The 18,298-nt window shown below is 67.5% G+C and carries 14 protein-coding genes; 11 read left to right on the plus strand and 3 right to left on the minus strand.

The annotated features are described in order from the left end of the window. Positions 1-84 precede the first annotated feature (84 nt). Complete coding sequence (locus tag CV023_RS15750; RefSeq protein WP_230747527.1) at positions 85-492, minus strand: phage holin family protein; 408 nt, start codon at positions 490-492, stop codon at positions 85-87. 104 nt (positions 493-596) lie between these two features. Further along, positions 597-2,534, minus strand: coding sequence for an acetate--CoA ligase (acs, locus tag CV023_RS15755; RefSeq protein WP_230747529.1), 1,938 nt, complete (start codon positions 2,532-2,534; stop codon positions 597-599). Positions 2,535-2,860: 326 nt separating this feature from the next. On the opposite strand from acs, the gene CV023_RS15760 reads away from it, so the two are divergent. The 9 genes from CV023_RS15760 to CV023_RS15800 all read left to right on the plus strand — a co-directional run bounded on the left by CV023_RS15760 (position 2,861) and on the right by CV023_RS15800 (position 11,135). After that, positions 2,861-5,464: a hypothetical protein gene (locus CV023_RS15760; RefSeq protein WP_230747746.1), complete on the plus strand. Its 2,604-nt coding sequence runs from the start codon at positions 2,861-2,863 to the stop codon at positions 5,462-5,464. A gap of 238 nt (positions 5,465-5,702) precedes the next feature. Next, on the plus strand, positions 5,703-6,710 hold the full coding sequence (ssd, locus tag CV023_RS15765) for a septum site-determining protein Ssd (protein ID WP_230747531.1): 1,008 nt from the start codon (positions 5,703-5,705) through the stop codon (positions 6,708-6,710). Further along, entirely contained in the window at positions 6,707-7,876 is a 1,170-nt protein-coding gene (locus CV023_RS15770) for a TadA family conjugal transfer-associated ATPase (protein ID WP_230747539.1), read from the plus strand. The genes ssd and CV023_RS15770 overlap by 4 nt, the downstream gene beginning before the upstream one ends. Further along, positions 7,876-8,568 (plus strand): type II secretion system F family protein, encoded by a 693-nt coding sequence (locus CV023_RS15775; RefSeq protein ID WP_230747543.1) that lies wholly within the window; start codon positions 7,876-7,878, stop codon positions 8,566-8,568. Before CV023_RS15770 ends, CV023_RS15775 begins: the two co-directional genes overlap by 1 nt. Further along, positions 8,532-9,206 (plus strand): type II secretion system F family protein, encoded by a 675-nt coding sequence (locus CV023_RS15780; protein ID WP_230747548.1) that lies wholly within the window; start codon positions 8,532-8,534, stop codon positions 9,204-9,206. The genes CV023_RS15775 and CV023_RS15780 overlap by 37 nt, the downstream gene beginning before the upstream one ends. Before the next feature lie 136 nt (positions 9,207-9,342). Further along, positions 9,343-9,945, plus strand: coding sequence for a GNAT family N-acetyltransferase (locus tag CV023_RS15785; RefSeq protein ID WP_230747549.1), 603 nt, complete (start codon positions 9,343-9,345; stop codon positions 9,943-9,945). Between the two features lie 221 nt (positions 9,946-10,166). After that, positions 10,167-10,433: a DUF4244 domain-containing protein gene (locus tag CV023_RS15790; protein WP_230747550.1), complete on the plus strand. Its 267-nt coding sequence runs from the start codon at positions 10,167-10,169 to the stop codon at positions 10,431-10,433. Continuing rightward, positions 10,393-10,821 (plus strand): TadE family protein, encoded by a 429-nt coding sequence (locus CV023_RS15795; RefSeq protein ID WP_230747551.1) that lies wholly within the window; start codon positions 10,393-10,395, stop codon positions 10,819-10,821. Before CV023_RS15790 ends, CV023_RS15795 begins: the two co-directional genes overlap by 41 nt. Further along, positions 10,818-11,135: an Rv3654c family TadE-like protein gene (locus CV023_RS15800; protein WP_230747556.1), complete on the plus strand. Its 318-nt coding sequence runs from the start codon at positions 10,818-10,820 to the stop codon at positions 11,133-11,135. Before CV023_RS15795 ends, CV023_RS15800 begins: the two co-directional genes overlap by 4 nt. A gap of 77 nt (positions 11,136-11,212) precedes the next feature. Here CV023_RS15800 and CV023_RS15805 read toward each other — a convergent pair whose 3' ends face one another. Further along, positions 11,213-13,489: a DEAD/DEAH box helicase gene (locus CV023_RS15805; protein ID WP_230747559.1), complete on the minus strand. Its 2,277-nt coding sequence runs from the start codon at positions 13,487-13,489 to the stop codon at positions 11,213-11,215. Positions 13,490-13,524: 35 nt separating this feature from the next. Here CV023_RS15805 and CV023_RS15810 point away from each other — a divergent pair, with 35 nt between their 5' ends. After that, positions 13,525-15,180 (plus strand): methyltransferase, encoded by a 1,656-nt coding sequence (locus CV023_RS15810; protein WP_230747561.1) that lies wholly within the window; start codon positions 13,525-13,527, stop codon positions 15,178-15,180. A 229-nt stretch (positions 15,181-15,409) separates the two neighbouring features. Further along, positions 15,410-18,232 carry a type I DNA topoisomerase gene (gene topA / locus CV023_RS15815; protein ID WP_230747570.1) on the plus strand — a complete coding sequence of 941 codons (2,823 nt, stop codon included), beginning with the start codon at positions 15,410-15,412 and terminating at the stop codon, positions 18,230-18,232. Positions 18,233-18,298 lie beyond the last annotated feature (66 nt).

Here is an 18,298-nt window from a genome sequence, read left to right on the forward strand (position 1 = left end):
AGCGTGCCCGCCGAATGAATGCACGGACGGCGCCGAACCCGAAGGTTCGACGCCGTCTGTGTCGCTCTGCTGTGCGGGTGTCCCTCAGTAACGGGGTCCCGAGGGGTTCTTCACGGCCCGTTTGACGGATGCGACCAGGGACTTGGCCGAATCGATGGCCGTGCCCGGAACCGGGTTGCCCTTCTTGAACAGGGGCAGTGCGATGAGCACGAGGATGATCGCGAGGACGGCGAGGATGCCGAAGATGATGAGGAAGCTTCCCCACCACGGCCAGCCGAGTCCCTCATGGAAGGCCGCTGCTCCCGCGAAGATCACCATGAACGAGGACAGGAACAGGAAGAACAGGGCGACGACGGCCAGTCCGGCACCGATGCCCAGGTTCTTCGCTCCGGCCGTCGCCTCGGCCTTGGCCAGGGCGATCTCTTCCTCGGCGATCGCTTTGGAATCGTCGCCGATGCCTTTGATCAGTTCGCTGATCGACCTTTCGGCCATGAGTGCTCCTATCGACAGGAAAGTGGACTATCTGACTCAAGAGTAGTCTGATCGGACCCGGTCACCAAAGAGGTGTCGGGCGAACTGTCGAAAAACCCGCTTGTTCAGGACTTCGCCACCGACTGCTCGATCTGATCCATCACCGAGGCGTCGGCGAGGGTCATCGTGTTGCCGACCTCCCTGTTCTCCGCAACATCCTTGAGCAGGCGGCGCATGATCTTGCCCGACCGGGTCTTCGGCAGATCGGTGACGATGTGGACCTTCTTCGGCTTCGCGATCGGTCCGATGTCCTTGCCCACGTGCTGCCGCAGCTCCTCGGCCGTCTCCGGGGAGTCCTCGACGCCGTTGCCGACGATGACGAAGGCGATGACGGCCTGACCGGAGGTGTCATCGGCCGCCCCGACCACGGCCGCCTCGGCGACCTTGGGGTGGGCGACGAGCGAGGATTCGATCTCCGCGGTCGACAGGCGGTGCCCGGAGACGTTCATGACATCGTCGACGCGACCGAGGAACCAGATGTCGCCGTCTTCGTCCCGGCGGGCGCCGTCACCGGCGAAGTAGGTCTCCTCGAACCGGGACCAGTAGGTCTCCTTGAAGCGCTCCGGGTCTTTCCAGATCCCGCGCAGCATCGACGGCCAGGGCTGTCGGATGACGAGCAGACCGCCCTCGGGTCCGGCCGGGTTCTCGCCGGAGTCGTCGACGACATCGACGGAGATGCCGGGGATCGGTCGCTGTGAGGACCCGGGCTTCGTCGACATCACGCCGGGCAGGGGAGCGATCATATGTGCACCCGTCTCCGTCTGCCACCAGGTGTCGACGATGGGGCAGCGCTCGCCGCCGATGACGCGGTGGTACCAGCGCCACGCCTCGGGGTTGATCGGTTCGCCGACGCTGCCGAGCAGGCGCAGGCTGGTCAGATCGTACTTCGCAGGGATCTCCTCGCCCCACTTCATGCAGGTGCGGATCGCCGTCGGGGCGGCGTAGAGGGTCGTCACCTTGTACTTCTCGACGATCTCCCACCAGCGTCCCTGATGCGGGGTGTCGGGTGTGCCTTCGTAGACGACCTGGGTGAGGCCTGCGGCCAACGGACCGTAGGTGACATAGGAGTGGCCGGTGACCCAGCCGACGTCGGCGGTGCACCAGAAGACATCGGTCTCGGGTTTGGCATCGAAGACGGCCTTCATCGAGTACACGACCTGGGTGATGTAGCCGCCCGAGGTGTGCAGGATGCCCTTCGGCTTGCCCGTCGTGCCCGAGGTGTAGAGGACGAAGACCGGCTGCTCCGAGTCGAAGAACTCGCACTCGTGTTCGGGGCTGGCCTGCTCGACGGTGTCGTGCCACCACTGATCGCGGCCTTCGACCCAGTCGACGTCCTGACCGGTGCGGCGGACGACGAGGACGTGGTCGACGGGTGTGTCCCCGTGGGAGAGCGCTTCATCCACGGCCGGCTTGAGGCTGGTGGGTTTGGTGCGACGGTAGCTGCCGTCGGCGGTGATGACCACGCGCGCCTCGGCATCGATGATGCGTGAGCGCAGGGCGTCGGCGGAGAATCCGCCGAAGACCACGGAGTGGGCGGCGCCGAGGCGGGCGCAGGCGAGCATCGAGATCATCGCTTCGGGAATCATCGGCAGGTAGATCGCGACGCGGTCGCCGGTCTTCACCCCGAGTTCGGTCAGTGTGTTCGCCGCCTTGGACACCTCGGCGAGGAGTTCGGCATAGGTGAAGGACCGGGAGTCGCCGGGCTCGCCTTCGAAGTTGATCGCCACGCGGTCGCCGTTGCCGGCGTTGACGTGCCGGTCGAGGCAGTTGTAGGCGACATTGAGCCTGCCGCCGACGAACCATTTCGCGAAGGGCGGGTCGGTCCAGTCGAGAACTTCCCCGAAGTCTTGGTTCCAGTCGATGAGATCGCGGGACTGCTCGGCCCAGAAGCCCAGGTAGTCGGCGTCGGCCCGCTCGTACTCATCGGCCTTGACGTTGGCGGCAGCGGCGAAATCCTCTGGTGGGGCAAAGGTCTCGGTGTGATCGGCTGAGCTGTCAGTCATTTTTCCCTCCGGCTTCTTTGGTGGATCGAAAATTCTAGTTGCACTGTATACCCGCGATGGGTGCTCGGGTCACCCCGATCCGAGCGATGAGCGGGGGAAGTGGGGGTAGCCGTCGCGCCCCGAATGTGCTACACGCCACATTTCCGTTCCTCCCTGGTCTCGCCGAAGTGGTCGGGACCGGTGCGTGCGCACCTGACAGAGAGCACAGAATGGGTGCATCGGCAGGTTCTGTTCTGCAAGGATGGGGTCAGAGTCTGTCAGGATGGACACTGCACAGACACAGGAATGTCGATGACCCTGTCCCCAAGATCGAGTGGAGTTAAGCGATGAGTTCGCCGCAGCATCCAACCGGATCCGGACCACAGCCGTGGCACGATCAGCCCTCGCAGCATCCCGGCGGAACCGGCCAGCCTCCGGCCGGACAGAATCCGAGCTTCGGCCCGGGCCCCGGTCAGTACGGCTCGGCTCCGAGTCCCGCCTACGGTTCGAACCCGGGCCCCTATGGTTCGGCACCCGGCCCCTACGGCTCGGGTCCGGGAGCCCAGAACCCTGGGCCGGCAGGATCTGCACCGGCCGGCTACGGTTCCGGACCGGGTCCCTACGGTTCGGGTCCGGGTCCCTATGGTTCCGCTCCAGGTCCCTACGGTTCTGCTCCCGGCCAGTTCGGTGCGGCGCCGCAGAAGCGCCCCCGCACGGGACCGGGTCTGCTCGGACCGCTGACGCTGCGCGACCTGTTCATCCTCTTCGCGGGACTGCTCGCGTTCATCGCTCTGTTCGTGCCCTTCCGGAAATACAGCTTCGAGACGTACACGCTGTGGCACTGGAACGTCGGTGACATGGGTTCGCTGGTCTTCACCGTGCTGGGGATCCTGCTCATCTCGGCGGCTGTGCTCGTCAACAAGCTCGGCAATGGTCGTCTGCGCGTCGGTTCGCTCAGCCTCGACCAGTTCATCTCGGTCGTCTCCGCAGCGGCATTCACCTATGCCTTCATCGATCTGCTCACCGCTGCCGTCTTCTGGCACGTCGGTGCCTACCTCGCCTTCTTCGCCTCCCTGATCGCGTTCTTCGCCGGAGTGTTCACGATGCTTCCCTTCTTCGCGAAGGAATTTTCCATCCGTGAGGAGAGTCCCTCGCATCCGAAGGCCCGCGTCGTTGCCCAGCGTTCGCCGCACCCGGCGCCGGTGGCGCACATGCCCGGGGACACCCCCGGCTTCGGCGGACCTTCCGGCGCACCGCAGTCCGGACCCGGACCGCAGGGTCACGGTCAGCAGGGAACCGGACAGCAGGGGCCCGGTCAGCAGGGGCAGCCCGGTTTCGCTCAGCCCGGTCAGCCCGGCCAGGCTGGTGGGCCAGGTCAGTTCGGCGGACAGGACCAGCCCGGAACCCACGGTCAGCCGGGGGGATCCGAGCAGTTTGCTCAGCCGGACGGTCAGAACCAGCCCGGCCCATTCGGTCAGGAACACGGTCAGTTCGGTCAGCAGCCCGGCCAACCGGGACAGGCCGAGCAGCCGGTCGAGACCGCAGCCGAGAACCCCTACGCCCCGCCTGAGCAGCGCAGGGAATCCTCGTCGAGCTCCTTCGCACCTCCGGCCGAGACCGGACAGGGAGTCGGGGGTGACCAGCCGGTCCAGAGCACCGGGTCGGGTCAGACCTACCTCGGAGCCTCGGACCCCCAGGATCCGAAGCACACGCAGAGCGAGCCGACTCAGACCTTCGGCTTCGGCGCACACAGTGCACAGGCCGCACCGTCGGCATCCGATCCCGCGTCTGCCGCCGACTCCTCGGTGACCTCGACCTCCGCCGAGGCGAGCCCCGAGTCATCCGCAGCCGCGGACTCCCGATCCGGTGACGATTCGGCTGCGAATTCCGAGCGCCCAAGTGCTGGGGCCGGCGCGGCCGCCGGTGTCGGGGCTCTCGGTGCCGGAGCCGTGATCGCCGGTGCCGCCTCGGCGGACTCGGATTCCGATGCACCTGTCTCCGACTCGAGCGTCTCCGCCTCTGATTCGCCCGCGTCCGACTCCGAGGCCGAGCGTCACCGGGGTCGGCATGCCGCCCCCGACGACGCAACGACATCGCAGCCGGGCGCCGCAGCCGATGATCGAGACGCACGGTCGAACGACCGCGGTGAGGAGCCCGCTGGGAGCAGCGCTGTCACCTCGGGCGAGCACAGCTCGCTGGCCTCGAAGGTCAATGCGCCCGAGCCCGAGGTCACCGCGACCGGCGGCGAGCGCTCCGAGGCCGGGGCAGACAGCTCCGAGGCCGCAGCCAACGGTGAGAAATCCGAGACCACCGATGCGGACGGACGCGGGCCGAACGACAACGTCCGCTCGACCGAAGCCACCGTCGTCAGCAGCCCGGCCGAAGCCGAATCGGGTGAGGCGCGGTCGGTCGCTCAGGAGCGCGCCGATGCGAACGGGGACACCGTGCCTGAGAGCTCGGAGCCGACGCAGTATGTTCCCGTCGGACGGTACGGAAACGGCGCGGACTCCCGGTCGGACCGTTCCGAGTCTGCCGAGCAGTCCGCGCGTTCAGCACAGACCGACCGCGCGCAGCAGCCTGAAGGTTCCGCACAGCAGCCTGAGGGCTCCGCACAGCCCGAGGTCTCGGATCAGGAGACAATGAAGCAGACGGCAGTCGATGCGGAACCGGTGAGGAATGTCTCCGGTGACGATCAGGGCAACCGCGGTGCGGACTCTGAGGGATCCGACGGCGAGCGGGAGGACGGCGGTCGCCCGATTATCCAGGCCTTCTGGTTCGCCGTTCCCGAACCCCGCGAAGCCGTGGATCCGACCACCGGAATGCCGGTGTTCACGATCTACCCGGGGGACTGGTACCTCAGCCTCGAGGACAACGGCTCCTGGTTCAAGGTCCGCGACTCCGAGGGACGCGAAGGACTCCTGCGCAACATCGACGGAATCCAGCGCGGCTGAGACCGCAGCCGACTCTCGCTCTGCGCCTGTGGATGCAGGTCGGCCGGCATGAACCCGAATGCTCGGGCTGAGGCCGCCGCAACGGCACACCAGGGCCGCTGAGCAGGAAAGACAGCGGCATCGACGTCGAAGGGCGTCTCCTGTGACTCGAACTCACAGGAGGCGCCCTTTGCGCATCCCATCCACAGGCACCCGTTCGTCCCTGTTGCGACCACTGCGTGCGGGGCACGCTGTGAGCATGCAGGTAGCCCTCATCACCGACCTCGGTGCGATCACCGAAGAATGCGCCCGAGTCGCCGAAAGCATCGGAGTCACACTCACGGTGCTGCCCCCGGACTCCGGCGGCTGGCAATCGGCCTCGCTCATCCTCCTCGGCGAGGACGTGCGCGAGGCCCCGGCCACGGACCATGCCGACCGCATCCTCGTCGTCCTCGACGGCGACGAACAGGGATCGGCCTGGAAACGGGCGGCCCACCTCGGCGCGGATCAGCTGGCGGTGCTGCCCTCTGCCGCGGAATGGCTGAGCGGGCGGATGATCGCAGCCATCGAACCGCCGACCGCTCCCGGTGTCACCGTCGGGGTCGTCGCCGGATGCGGGGGAGCCGGAGCCTCGGTCCTCTCCTGTGCCCTGGCCAGACGTGCCGGACCCGATGTCGACACGGTCCTCGTCGACGCCGACCCGCTGGGCGGAGGGCTCGACCTCGTCCTCGGGGCCGAACAGGTGCCCGGCCCGCGCTGGGCCGACCTCAGCGCCTCTCGCGGACAGCTGCGCCCCTCGACCCTGGCTCAGGCTCTGCCCCGTCACGAAGGCCTCGCGATCCTGTCCTGGGGACGAGATGACACCCTCGATCTCGACCCGGACGTCTTCGACGACTTCCTCGCCGCAGCCGGGCAGGCCTTCGAACTCGTCATCGTCGACCTGCCCCGCCACGCCCCACCGCAGTGGACGCGCCGCTGCCACCACGTGCTCCTCGTCTCCCCGGGCCGGGTCCGCTCGGCCGTCGCCGCCTCCCAAGTCGCCAAACGTCTGTCCCAATCCCATCCCGACGTCCGACTCGTCGTCCGCGACACCGGTGCCGGGGGCCTCGATGCCGAGCTGCTCGCCGATTCCATCGGTCTGAGTCTCGCCGGCAGCATCCGCGACGATCGGGGACTCTCGGCCGCCGTCGACCGTGGTGAGGGCATCCCCGGCGGTGCCCGCCTGGGCAGACTCGTCGACCGCCTGCTCGGGGAGTGGGTGGAATGAGCGAATGGCTCGATGCCTCCCTCGTCGCCGAGGTCCGTAAGACCCTGCTGGACGATCCCGGGCCGGTGACCACGGCCGCCGTCGCCGAGGCGGTCCGCCGGACCGGACGGGTGCTCGGCTCCAGCGCCCTCCTCGAGCTTGTGACCAGGCTGTCCGCGCAGCTGTCCGGGGCGGGACCCCTGCAGTCCGTGCTCGAGGTCCCGGACACCACCGACGTCTTCGTCAACGGGCCGCGGGAGATCTTCGCCGACACCGGCTCGGGTCCCGAGCTGCTCGACCTGTCCCTGGGCTCCGAGGAGGAGGTGCGGTCCCTGGCCGTGCGTTTGGCGGCGCTCGGCGGTCGCAGGCTCGACGATTCGAGTCCCTTCGTCGATGTCCGCCTCCCCGACGGGGTGCGGATGAACGCGATCGTCCCGCCGATCTCCGGGGACCACACCTCGATCTCCTTCCGCGTGCCCAAACGCTCCGGCTTCAGCTTCGCCCAGCTGCAGGACGATGGCTTCATCCCCGGCGAACTCGGCGAGATCCTCACCGAGGCGGTGTGCTCGCGGGCGAACATCCTCATCTCGGGTGGGACCGGTACGGGGAAGACCGTTCTTCTCGGTGCCCTGCTCGGTCTCGTCGAATCCGGTCAGCGCCTCGTCATCGTCGAGGACTCCAGGGAGCTCATCGTCGCCCACTCCCATATCGTCCAGCTCGCGGCCCGCCAGGCCAATGTCGAGGGCGGCGGCGAAGTGACGCTGACCGACCTGGTGCGCAACGCCCTGCGGATGCGGCCCGACCGCCTCGTCGTCGGGGAGTGCCGCGGTGCCGAGGTCCGTGACATGCTCACGGCGCTCAACACCGGGCATGAGGGCGGATGCGCGACGATCCACGCGAACACCGCCGATGCGGTGCCGAGCCGGGTGGCGGCCCTCGGTGCACTGGCGAATATGAGCCCGCAGGCGGTGTTCTCCCAGTTCTCAACCGCCATCGACCTCGTCATCCACCTCCGTCGGGTCGGGCCCGATCGAGGGATCACCGAATTGGCGATCCCGACCAGGGTCAGCGCCGAGGGTGTGGTGATGGAACCGGTGTGGGGACGTGCCTCACCCCAAGCGGAGGGCACCTTCAACCGCCGTGCTCTCGCCCGGTTCGAGGCCGTGCTCGAACAGAAGGCCGCCTGATGCTCACCGTCCTCGCCGTGCTCCTGGCCGTGAGCATCATTCTCAGTGCCCCGCTCGATCCCACCCGCAGGCTGCGCGAGCTGCTGCCGGCGGCAGGCGGCGGAAATGACGTCGGCGTCGGGGGCGGTGGCCGTCGTGGGCGCGCCCGACGGCAGGATCCCGAACAGGAGAAGCTGTGGGCCATCGGCACCGTCGAGAACGCCGCACATCTGCTCAAGGTGGGCATGACTCCGCAGGCGGTGATGGCGACCCTGAGCCGGCAGAACGAGGATCTGGGTCCGATCTCACGGGCGATCTCGCTGGGGGAGGAGCCTGGGCGGGCCATCGTCACCCGCAGTTCCGCTCTGCCGCCGGCCGCCGCCGAGGTGATGGCGGGCATGGCGGCGGTGTGGACCGTGTCCGAACGTTCGGGGGCGCCCGCGGCCGACATGATCCTCCGCTATGCCGCGGCCCAACGGGACGCTCTCGACGCCGACCGGGAGAGGCGGATCGCGATGGCGGGGCCCAGGTCCACGGTGCGGGTGCTCAGCTGGCTGCCGCTCATCGGCGTCGGACTCGGACTGCTCATCGGCGTCCGACCCGCCGAGCTGATCGCGGGACTGCCCGGTCAGCTGAGCGTCGGTCTCGGACTGCTGCTCTACATCCTCGGCCGCTGGTGGATGACGGCGATGATGCGAAGCGCCGAGCGGTGACGGTGATGATCGGTCTGCTGGTGGGAGTCTTCGTGGCGGCCGGGGTGCTGCTGTGGTCGGGGTCGACATCCGGCCGGCTGCAGCGACTGCTCGGGGCAGCGGGGCCTGGCAGGCCAGCGGGCGGATCGGTCGCGTCGGTCGCTGGCGGGACTGCCGACGTCGGCAGGTCCACAGTGTCGGGCGGGGCGGGCGACCTCGCTCGAACCGAGGGCGCGGTCGCCGATGATCAGCTGGCTTTCGACCTCGATCTCGTGGCGATCTGCCTGACTTCGGGCCTGCCGATCCCGGTGGCGCTGCACCTGAGCGCCGAGGCGACCGATGACCGCTCCGGACTGCAGCGGATCGGGCGGGCGATGACGATCGGCGGTCAACGGCTGTCCGCCGACGATCGACTTGCACCGGTGCTCGAAGTCTTCGAATTCTCCGAACACACCGGAGTCGGTCCGGCACCGCTGATCGAATCGGTGGCCAAGGAGCTGCGCGACTCCTCCCGCCGGCGCCGACAGGAGGCGGCCGCTGCCCTGGGAGTCAGACTCGTGGTTCCCTTGGGCGTGTGCATCCTCCCGGCGTTCCTGCTGCTCTCGGTGGTGCCCGTCATCATCTCCCTGCTCTCCGACCTCACGACCGTGTTCTTCTGAGTCGGGGTCCCCTCTGTCCGACTGCGCAGCTGAGGCCATCCGACTTCGCACCTGGGGCTGTGGACGACCGGGCGACGAGAGGCCGGGTCGCTCGAATTTTGAACGGGCGTTCAGGAGGGATTGGTAGGGTCGTTCTATGGCACAGGTAACACCCTTCAACCAACTGTCCAACGTCGAACAAGCCGAAGACTACGCCGAGAATCTCTTCACGGGTCGCTCCGTGAGGATGCGTCCGCTGCGCCAGGATGACCTGCCCTACCTCGAGCAATGGTGGTTCGACCCTTCGATCGTGGTGCTCCAGAATCACACGGTCCTGCCGCGCCCCGAAGGAGGGGTCTCCGAACAGTTCTCGCTGTGGAGCGCGAACAAGACCAGCGAATCGGTCGGGTTCAGCATCGAACTCATCGAAACCGAGGAGTTCGTCGGCCATGTGACCCTGTTCGAACGCGATCCCATCAACCAGTCCGCGACCCTGGCGATCGTCCTCGGACCCGAATTCCATGGCCGCGGCTACGGTTCCGATGCCGTGCGACTGGCGATCAAGTACGGATTCCTCCAGCTCGGTCTCAATCGCATCGAACTCCAGACCTGGGCCTTCAACACTCGCGGCATCGCCTCCTATACGAAGGCCGGATTCGTCGAGGAAGGCAGGCGTCGTGAGGCCGTGTTCTTCAACGGACGCCGCCACGACCAGGTGATCATGGCCATCCTCAAGGAAGACTGGGCCGGCCGGAGCTGAAGCGTCACCGCTGCGCTCTGCGATCGTCAGAGTCGTGCGCTCTGATCCTCACTGACGTGCTCGAGGCTGTGGACAGGACTCTCACTCGCGTGCCGGCGACCTGTGGACGGTGACCCCGTTTCCACAGGCTCGTCTCGAGCCCTCGACACCCTCGGTGCCTGCCCTCCAGGCTGAAGGTCCGTTCGCAGATCGCGAGCACGGACTTCCACCAGGAGGAGAACATGAGCGAGACCACGAGCACACCGCTGCCACCGCCGGAGAACGATGAACTCCCACCCGACTGCGCGGCACCACCCGGCATGGGGTTCGATGACAGAGACGAGTTCTGGGGCCCGGACGCCGGAGCGACCACGGCCGAATACGCGATCACCACATTGGCGGCCTGCGGATTCGCAGCCCTCCTGGTCGTCATCCTGAAATCGGGTCCGATCAAGGAACTCGTCACCGGTGTCATCCAGACCGCTCTCGGCCTTGGGGGCGGATCCTGACATGGACGGTCGGCGCTCTCGCGGGCGGGCCGAGGCGCGCGATGCGGACGCGGGGACGGCCACAGCGGAATTCGCCGTGGTCATGCCTGCCATCGTGCTCCTCGTCATCATGCTCACGGGAGCCGCCGCCGTCGGCTTCTCCCAGCTGAGGGCCTTCGACGCCGCTCGTTCGGCCGCCCGTGAGGTCGCGCGCGGAGAACCGCAGGCCGCCGTCGTCGATGAGGCGCAGAAGCATGCGGGAGACGCCGCGAAGGTCAGAGTCCGCGCCGACGGCGGGTACTCCACCGTGACGGTGACCATCCGACTGCCCGCCGCGATCATCTTCATCGACACGGTCGAAGCGAACGCGACCGCCCGGATGGAAGGACAGCGAGGGGACGGACAATGACGAACATCGTCGTCGGACTCGCTTCGATGGTCCTGGTGCTCGTCACCGCCATCGGCAGCCTCGGGCAGGCCTTCGTCGCCCACAGCAGAGCCCAGAGCGCAGCGGATCTGGCGGCACTGGCCGCCGCCGATGCCGTCCGCGGGCTCGCCGCGGGAGAACCCTGTGACATTGCGAAGGAGGTGGCGAAGAAGAACGGCGGCTCGGTGGTCGACTGTCGGGCCTCGATGAGCGAGCAGAGCGCGTACGTCGAGGTCGCCGTCGACATCCCCGGCCCGTTGCCGAAGGTCAAGGAGAAGGCCGTCGCCGGCAAGTGAACGCTTCAGCCCTGACGCGAGGCTCCTCAGCCGAGGAATCCTCTCGAGCGAATGCTCCGCTCAAGCGAGGGTCCCGCTCAGCCGAGGACTCCGCGTAGCAGTCGCAGGGCGGCGTCCTTCTCCAGGGGCTCATTGCCGTTGCCGCACTTCGGCGACTGCACACAGGAGGGGCAGCCGTCGATGCATTCGCAGGCGGCGATCGCATCCCGGGTCGCGGCCAGCCAGTCCTCGATGACCGTGCTGCCGCGTTCGGCGAAACCGGCCCCGCCGGCCAGACCGTCGTAGACGAAGACCGTGGCCAGGCCCGTGTCGGCGTGCAGCGCCGTCGACACTCCGCCGATGTCCCACCGGTCGCAGCCGGCGAAGAGCGGCAGCAGACCGATCGAGGCATGTTCGGCGGCATGGACGGCACCGGGCAGATCGGCCGCGACGATCTCGGCCTCGTCGAGCAGGGTCTGCGGGATCGTCCACCACACGGCCTTCGTCTGCAGGGTCCGCTCCGGCAGGTCGAGTTCGTGCTCGGCGATGATCGCCCCACCGCGCTTCGCCCGCATCCGGTAGGCGACGACCTGATCCTTGACGTCGACGGTGCCGCTGCACACGCTCACCCCCGACGGCAGGACTCGCTGAGCGTCGGTGGAGACGATCTCGATCTCCGTGGCCGAGCGCGGCTGCGTCGTGTAATCGACCTCGGAGCGTGCGATCAGAGCGATTCGCTCCTCAAGGTCGAGGTCGAGGACCGTGAAATCGGTGCCCTGATGGGTATACACCGCACCGGGATGGGCGCCGGTGTGCGCCCCCGATTCGTCGACCGTACCCAGCAGAGTGCCGGTGCTGGCCTCGACGAGGCGGAACTGACCGCCGCCGCTGCCGCGGATGTCGGAGAGATCCGTGGCGGGTTCGTCCTTGGCCCAGAACCATCCGGTCGGGCGGGCACGTAACAGCTTGCGCTCGACGAGGTCGGTGATGACCGAGGCGGACTCCGGTGGGAAGTGCACGAGGTCGGCCTCCCGCAACGGCACCTCGGCGGCGGCAGCGCACAGCTGACCGGAGAGCACATGCGGATTGCCCGGGTGGATGACCCCGGCATCGACCGGAGAATCGAAGATGACCTCGGGATGGTGGACGACATAGGTGTCGAGGGGATCGTCACGGGCGATGAACACCGCCATCCAACGCTGCCCGGCCCGACCTGCCCGCCCTGCCTGCTGCCACAGGGAGGCCAGAGTGCCCGGCCACCCGGAGATGATGACGAGATCGAGCCCGGAGATGTCGATGCCCAGCTCGAGCGCATTCGTCGAGGCCACTGCCAGCAGGCGACCCGAACGCAGGGCTGTCTCCAACAGGCGGCGCTCCTCGGCGAGGTACCCGCCCCGATAGGCGGCGACCTTGTCGACCAGCGAATCGTCGACCTGTCCGACCTGCTCGCGCACGGTCGATGCGAGTGCCTCGGTGCCGCGACGGGAGGCGATGAACGTGATCGAGCGATACCCGGCACACATGGCGTCGGTGATGACATCGGCGGCCTCGACCAGGCCGCTGCGCCGATCACCGCCGGGAGAGACCGGCGGTTCCCACAGTGCGAAGCTGCCCGCGGCGCGCGGGGAAGAATCCTCTGCCACGGCGTGGACCTCACGGCCGGTGAGTTTGGCGAAGGCCGCGGCGGGTTCGGCCATCGTCGCCGAAGCCCCGATGACCACGGGGTGCGCCCCGTAGTGGGCGGCGATGCGCAGCAGCCTGCGCAGGATCAGCGCCACGTGCGATCCGAAGACGCCCCGATACCGGTGGGCCTCGTCGATGACGATGTAGCGCAGGGATTTGAACATCCGGGCGAAGCGCTGATGCTGCGGCAGGATCCCCCGGTGGAGCATGTCCGGGTTGGTGAACACGATGTTCGCATGCCGCCTGGCCCAATCCTTCGACGCCTGCGAGGTGTCCCCGTCATAGGCGGCCGGGCGGACCCCGCGGACGATGAGCCGCTCGAGCTTGCTCAGCTGATCGGCGGCCAGCGCCTTCGTCGGGGCGATGTAGATCGCCGAGGAGGTGCGCAGCTTGTCACGGGTGGCCTGGATCGATTCGAGCACCGGCAGCCAGAACCCCAGGGACTTCCCCGAGGCGGTCGGCGTCGCGATGACCACATCGGACCCGTCCCGGGCGGCCTGTGCGGCCTCGAGCTGATGCTCCCACAGCTGATCGACGCCGATCGCATGGCAGGCGTGCTTGAGCTCTTCGTCGATCCAGTCCGGCCACTCGGCGTCGCGTTCGAATCGCTGCGGAATGTCCCGGACGTGGACGAGCCGCTCATCCCGGACACCGAAACCGGTGACGATGTCGAGGAGGGCAGAAGAGGTCATGGCCCTAATTATTGCGCAGTCGTTAGGATTCTTCTGTGACCGAACACAGTGAGACGATTCCCCGCGAGACGATCCTGGCCGACACCCTCTACCGGGCCGGCTACACCGAACCCCGGCTCCGACAGTTCTGGGGGTCCGCCGTCTCCGATGCCCTGGTCCGCAACAATGCGGCCCCGGCCATCCACGTCTGCCTGACCACTCTGGACTCGGAAGCAGCCGCGGAAGCAGCCTCGGAGTTCGACCGCAGGCTCGCCGTCCTCGCCCTCCTCTTCCACTTCCACCGCGAGGTCGAGGGCAGGCTCATCCGGGATGCCCTCGGTGAGGAGGCCTATGACATTGCCGTCGCGGCGGGGCTCATCGTCGGCCACGGCTGTGACGATGACACCACACCGGACAAGGCGCTCGCCCCCTTCGCCCTCGTCCCTTTCGAGCTGCCGGTAGGGGTGCCCCGAGGCTTCCGTCCCGGGGATGCGAACCTCTATCTCGTCAGCGACCACGGGACGCTCGTCGAGCCCGGCATCCTCGGCGGGGACTTCGTGCTCGGCCTCGGCGGGGCCGGTCGCACCCTGGTGTCCATCACCCCGCGCGAACGGGTCGAGCTCGCCGCCGACATCGGCACCGGCTGCGGAATCCAGGCCCTGCTGCTGGCCCGGCATGCGAACAGAGTCATCGCCACCGACATCTCGCACCGCGCCCTGCACCTGGCCGAACTCTCCGCCCGTCTCAACGGCATTACCACGATCGACTTCCGGCACGGGTCGATGCTCGAACCCCTGGATGAGAAGGTCGACCTGCTCGTGTCCAACCCGCCCTTCGTGATCACCCCGCGCACCTCGGAGGTCACCTTCGAATACCGGGACGCAGGCATGAGCGGGGACCGCCTCGTCCGCTCCCTGTTCGCCGCGATCCCCGAGGTTCTGGCACCGGGCGGACGCAGCGTCTGCCTCGGCAACTGGGAGACCACCTCGGCGAGCGATGAGGGTCCCGAAGCCTGGGTCACGGACCCGGAGACCTCCGTTCTCGTCATCGAACGGGAGACCCTCGACCCGGTCGCCTACGCCGAAACCTGGATCCGCGACGGGGGAGTGCCGCGAGCCGGTGAGGACTGGAACCGGGCCACCGCCGCCTGGCTCGACGACTTCGCATCCCGCGACGTCGCCCAGATCGTCTTCGGGTACGTGCTCATGTCCCGGGCAGATAACGATGTGCCAACGATTGCCCCTCCCGCCCCGGCAAGCCCCGCCACAGATCGGACCGAGGGGCTGCGCGCCCGGGTGCGGACCACCTCGGCGGCGGCGAACAATCCCCACGGACTCGGCGAATTCCTCTCCACGGTCTTCGCCCTGCGCAGCTGGCTGGCCACCGCCGAGGCGGGCGAGATCGCGGACACCGCGTTCACCCGCTCACCGGATCTCGTCGAACACCGCCACCATGTGCCCGGCGAATCCGAACCCACCTCCATCACCCTGGAACAGGGCATCGGCTTCGGACAGGTCTTCGACCTCGATACGGCGCTGGCCGGGTTCGTCTCGGTCGCCGATGGGAGCCTGACGCTGCGGCAGACCGCCAACGCCTTGGCGCAGCTGCTCGACGTCGACCCGGTGGCCCTCGAAGACCAGCTGATTGCCCAGGTCAGAGCGCTGGTGGCCGAAGGTGTGCTGCTGCCGGCCACGGAGTCGCCGGCGCCCTGATGAGCACGTGTTCCGGGTGCCGGTGACGGGGCCGAAGCGGGGGTCGGTCACAAGGACCGTGGGGCAGCGATCACAAGGACCGTGGGGGAATAGCGATAGGATCGAAAACCGTTGACCCCGAGGTCGGGCCGCTGAAGCCCGATGCACGGCGAGCAAGATCAACAGTGTTACATTGGGCCGGATCGTCCCTATCATCGATCACCCTGTGCCCCGAGAGGAATGTGAAAGCGTGACCACAACCGAGAAGAAGCCCCGTCGTCTCGTCATCGTCGAGTCTCCGACGAAGGCGCGAACGATCGTGGGATACCTCGGCGACGGTTATGACGTCGAGGCCTCGGTCGGACATATCCGCGACCTCCCGACCCCTTCGGAACTGCCCGCCGATATGAAGAAGGGGCCCTACGGCAAGTTCGCCGTCGATGTCGACAACGGCTTCGACCCCTACTATCGGGTCGACCCGGGCAAGAAGAAGAAGGTCACCGAACTCAAGCGACTCCTCAAGGACGCCGACGAGCTCTATCTCGCAACGGATGAGGACCGCGAGGGAGAGGCCATCGCCTGGCACCTGCTCGAGGTGCTCAAGCCGAAGATCCCCGTCAAGCGCATGGTCTTCCACGAGATCACCCCCGAGGCGATCGAACGCGCATTGGAGAACACCCGTGACATCGACGAGGCTCTCGTCGATGCACAGGAGACCCGACGCATCCTCGACCGCCTCTACGGCTACGAGATCTCACCGGTGCTGTGGCGCAAGATCCGGGCCGGGCTCTCGGCCGGTCGTGTGCAGTCGGTGGCGACTCGACTCGTCGTCGAACGCGAGCGGGAACGCATGGCCTTCGTCCCCGCCGACTACTGGGACCTCGATATCGATCTGGGTCTGCCCGACGGCACGAATCCCTTCGCTGCGAATCTCTCCACCCTCGACGGGGCTCGCGTGGCCACCGGACGGGACTTCAACGACAAGGGCCAGCTGAAGAACGCCTCGGCGACGGTCGTCGATCAGGCCCGGGCCGAAGCACTGGCCACGGAGCTCAACGGGTCGGCGAAGGATTCGCTGAGCGTCACCTCGGTCGAGTCGAAGCCCTACTCCCGCCGACCAGCGGCCCCGTTCACCACCTCGACCCTGCAGCAGGAGGCCGGCCGCAAGCTGCGCATGAGCGCACGCCAGGCCATGCGCACGGCGCAGTCGCTCTACGAACACGGCTACATCACCTATATGCGTACCGACTCCTCGGCGCTGTCCGGGCAGGCGATCGCTGCCGCCCGCAAACAGGTGACCGAACTCTACGGTCCCGAATTCGTGCCGCAGTCGCCGCGTCAGTACTCGAGCAAGCAGAAGTCCGCGCAGGAGGCCCACGAGGCGATCCGTCCCGCCGGTGACTCCTTCCGCACTCCGGCGCAAGTGTCCAAGCAGCTCGGCGGTGAGGAGTTCCGCCTCTACGACTTGATCTGGAAGCGCACCGTGGCCAGCCAGATGGCCGACGCCAAGGGAAAGACCGCGACGATCAAGGTCCGCGCCGAACTCGACGGCGGACACGACGCCGGCTTCAGCGCCAGCGGCACCGTCATCACCTTCCGCGGATTCCTCGCCGCCTACGAAGAGGGCACCGACGCCTCCCGCTACGACACGAAGTCCGGGGAGTCGCGGCTGCCGCAGGTCGAAGAGGGACAGGCTCTGTCCGTGGTCAAGGCGGAAGCCGACGGCCACACCACCGCACCGCCGCCGCGCTTCACAGAGGCCAGCCTGGTCAAGCAGCTCGAGGAGCTCGGCATCGGCCGTCCCTCGACGTATGCGGCCACGATCTCGGTCATCCAGGATCGCGGCTACGTGACCACCCGCGGCAACGCTCTGGTTCCGAGCTGGTTGGCGTTCTCCGTGGTCAGACTCCTCGAAGAGCACTTCACCGGACTCGTCGACTATGCGTTCACCGCGGATCTCGAGACCGAACTCGACCGCATCGCTATGGGCGAAGAGGACCGCAACGCCTGGCTGGCCCGCTTCTACTTCGGCGACCAGGGACAGGACCGTGAGGGGCTCAAGGAGGTCGTCGACGATCTCGGCGACATCGACGCCCGTGCGGTCAACACGGTGCAGATCAGCGAGGACGTGGCTCTGCGCGTCGGTCGCTATGGGCCCTACCTCGAGGTGGCGTCGCAGGTCGAGGGCGAGGATCCCAAGCGGGTCTCGGTGCCCGAGGACCTGGCCCCTGACGAACTGACCGCCGAGAAGGCCGCCGAACTCATCGAGACCCAGGGCGGCGAGGACCGCGAGCTGGGGACCGATCCCGAGACCGGTCATGCGATCGTGGCGAAGAACGGCCGCTTCGGGCCCTACGTCACCGAGGTGCTGCCAGAGCCCGAGGAGAAGCCGAAGCGCGGAGCGAAGAAACTGAAACCGCGCACCGGTTCCCTGTTCAAGTCCATGAATCTCGAGACTATCGACCTGGAGACCGCGCTGCGCCTGCTCAGTCTCCCGCGCGTCGTCGGACAGGACGACGAAGGCACCGACATCACCGCTCAGAACGGCCGCTACGGACCGTACCTGAAGAAGGGCACGGATTCGCGGTCGCTGACCGAAGAGGAGCAGATCTTCAACATCACCCTCGACGAGGCGCTGAAGATCTACGCTGAGCCCAAGCAGCGTGGCGGACGTCGTGCCGCGGCCCCGTTGAAGGAGCTCGGCGAGGACCCGGAGACGAAGAAGCCGGTCGTCGTCAAGGACGGTCGCTTCGGCCCCTACGTCACCGACGGGGAGACGAACGCGACCCTGCGCAAGGACGACTCCGTCGAGGCTGTGACCCTGGAACGTGCGGCCACGCTGCTGGCCGAGAAGCGCGCGAAGGGACCGGCGAAGAAGAAGGGCCCGGCCAAGAAGAAGGGCCCGGCCAAGAAGGCTCCTGCGAAGAAGTCGACGGCGGCGAAGACCACTGCGGCGAAGAAGACGACCACGGCGAAGTCGACGGCCAGCAAGTCGACTGCGGCGAAGAAGACGGCAGCGTCGAAGACCACTGCCGCCAAGAAGACGAGCACGGCGAAGCCGAAGACTCCCTGAGTCGGCTCGCCTCGTCGACTTGCGGACGATTCGTGATGTTTCACAGCGTTGAATCCATCACGGATC

This window comes from Brevibacterium sp. CCUG 69071 (assembly GCF_021023135.1).
In the GTDB taxonomy this organism is placed as follows: domain Bacteria; phylum Actinomycetota; class Actinomycetes; order Actinomycetales; family Brevibacteriaceae; genus Brevibacterium.

Excerpts from the sequence above, each read along its gene's own strand:
- CV023_RS15750 (WP_230747527.1), bottom strand. The coding sequence starts at position 492 with ATGGCCGAAAGGTCGATCAGCGAACTGATCAAAGGCATCGGCGACGAT.
- acs (WP_230747529.1), bottom strand. The coding sequence starts at position 2,534 with ATGACTGACAGCTCAGCCGATCACACCGAGACCTTTGCCCCACCAGAG.
- CV023_RS15760 (WP_230747746.1), top strand. The coding sequence starts at position 2,861 with ATGAGTTCGCCGCAGCATCCAACCGGATCCGGACCACAGCCGTGGCAC.
- ssd (WP_230747531.1), top strand. The coding sequence starts at position 5,703 with ATGCAGGTAGCCCTCATCACCGACCTCGGTGCGATCACCGAAGAATGC.
- CV023_RS15770 (WP_230747539.1), top strand. The coding sequence starts at position 6,707 with ATGAGCGAATGGCTCGATGCCTCCCTCGTCGCCGAGGTCCGTAAGACC.
- CV023_RS15775 (WP_230747543.1), top strand. The coding sequence starts at position 7,876 with ATGCTCACCGTCCTCGCCGTGCTCCTGGCCGTGAGCATCATTCTCAGT.
- CV023_RS15785 (WP_230747549.1), top strand. The coding sequence starts at position 9,343 with ATGGCACAGGTAACACCCTTCAACCAACTGTCCAACGTCGAACAAGCC.
- CV023_RS15790 (WP_230747550.1), top strand. The coding sequence starts at position 10,167 with ATGAGCGAGACCACGAGCACACCGCTGCCACCGCCGGAGAACGATGAA.
- CV023_RS15800 (WP_230747556.1), top strand. The coding sequence starts at position 10,818 with ATGACGAACATCGTCGTCGGACTCGCTTCGATGGTCCTGGTGCTCGTC.
- CV023_RS15805 (WP_230747559.1), bottom strand. The coding sequence starts at position 13,489 with ATGACCTCTTCTGCCCTCCTCGACATCGTCACCGGTTTCGGTGTCCGG.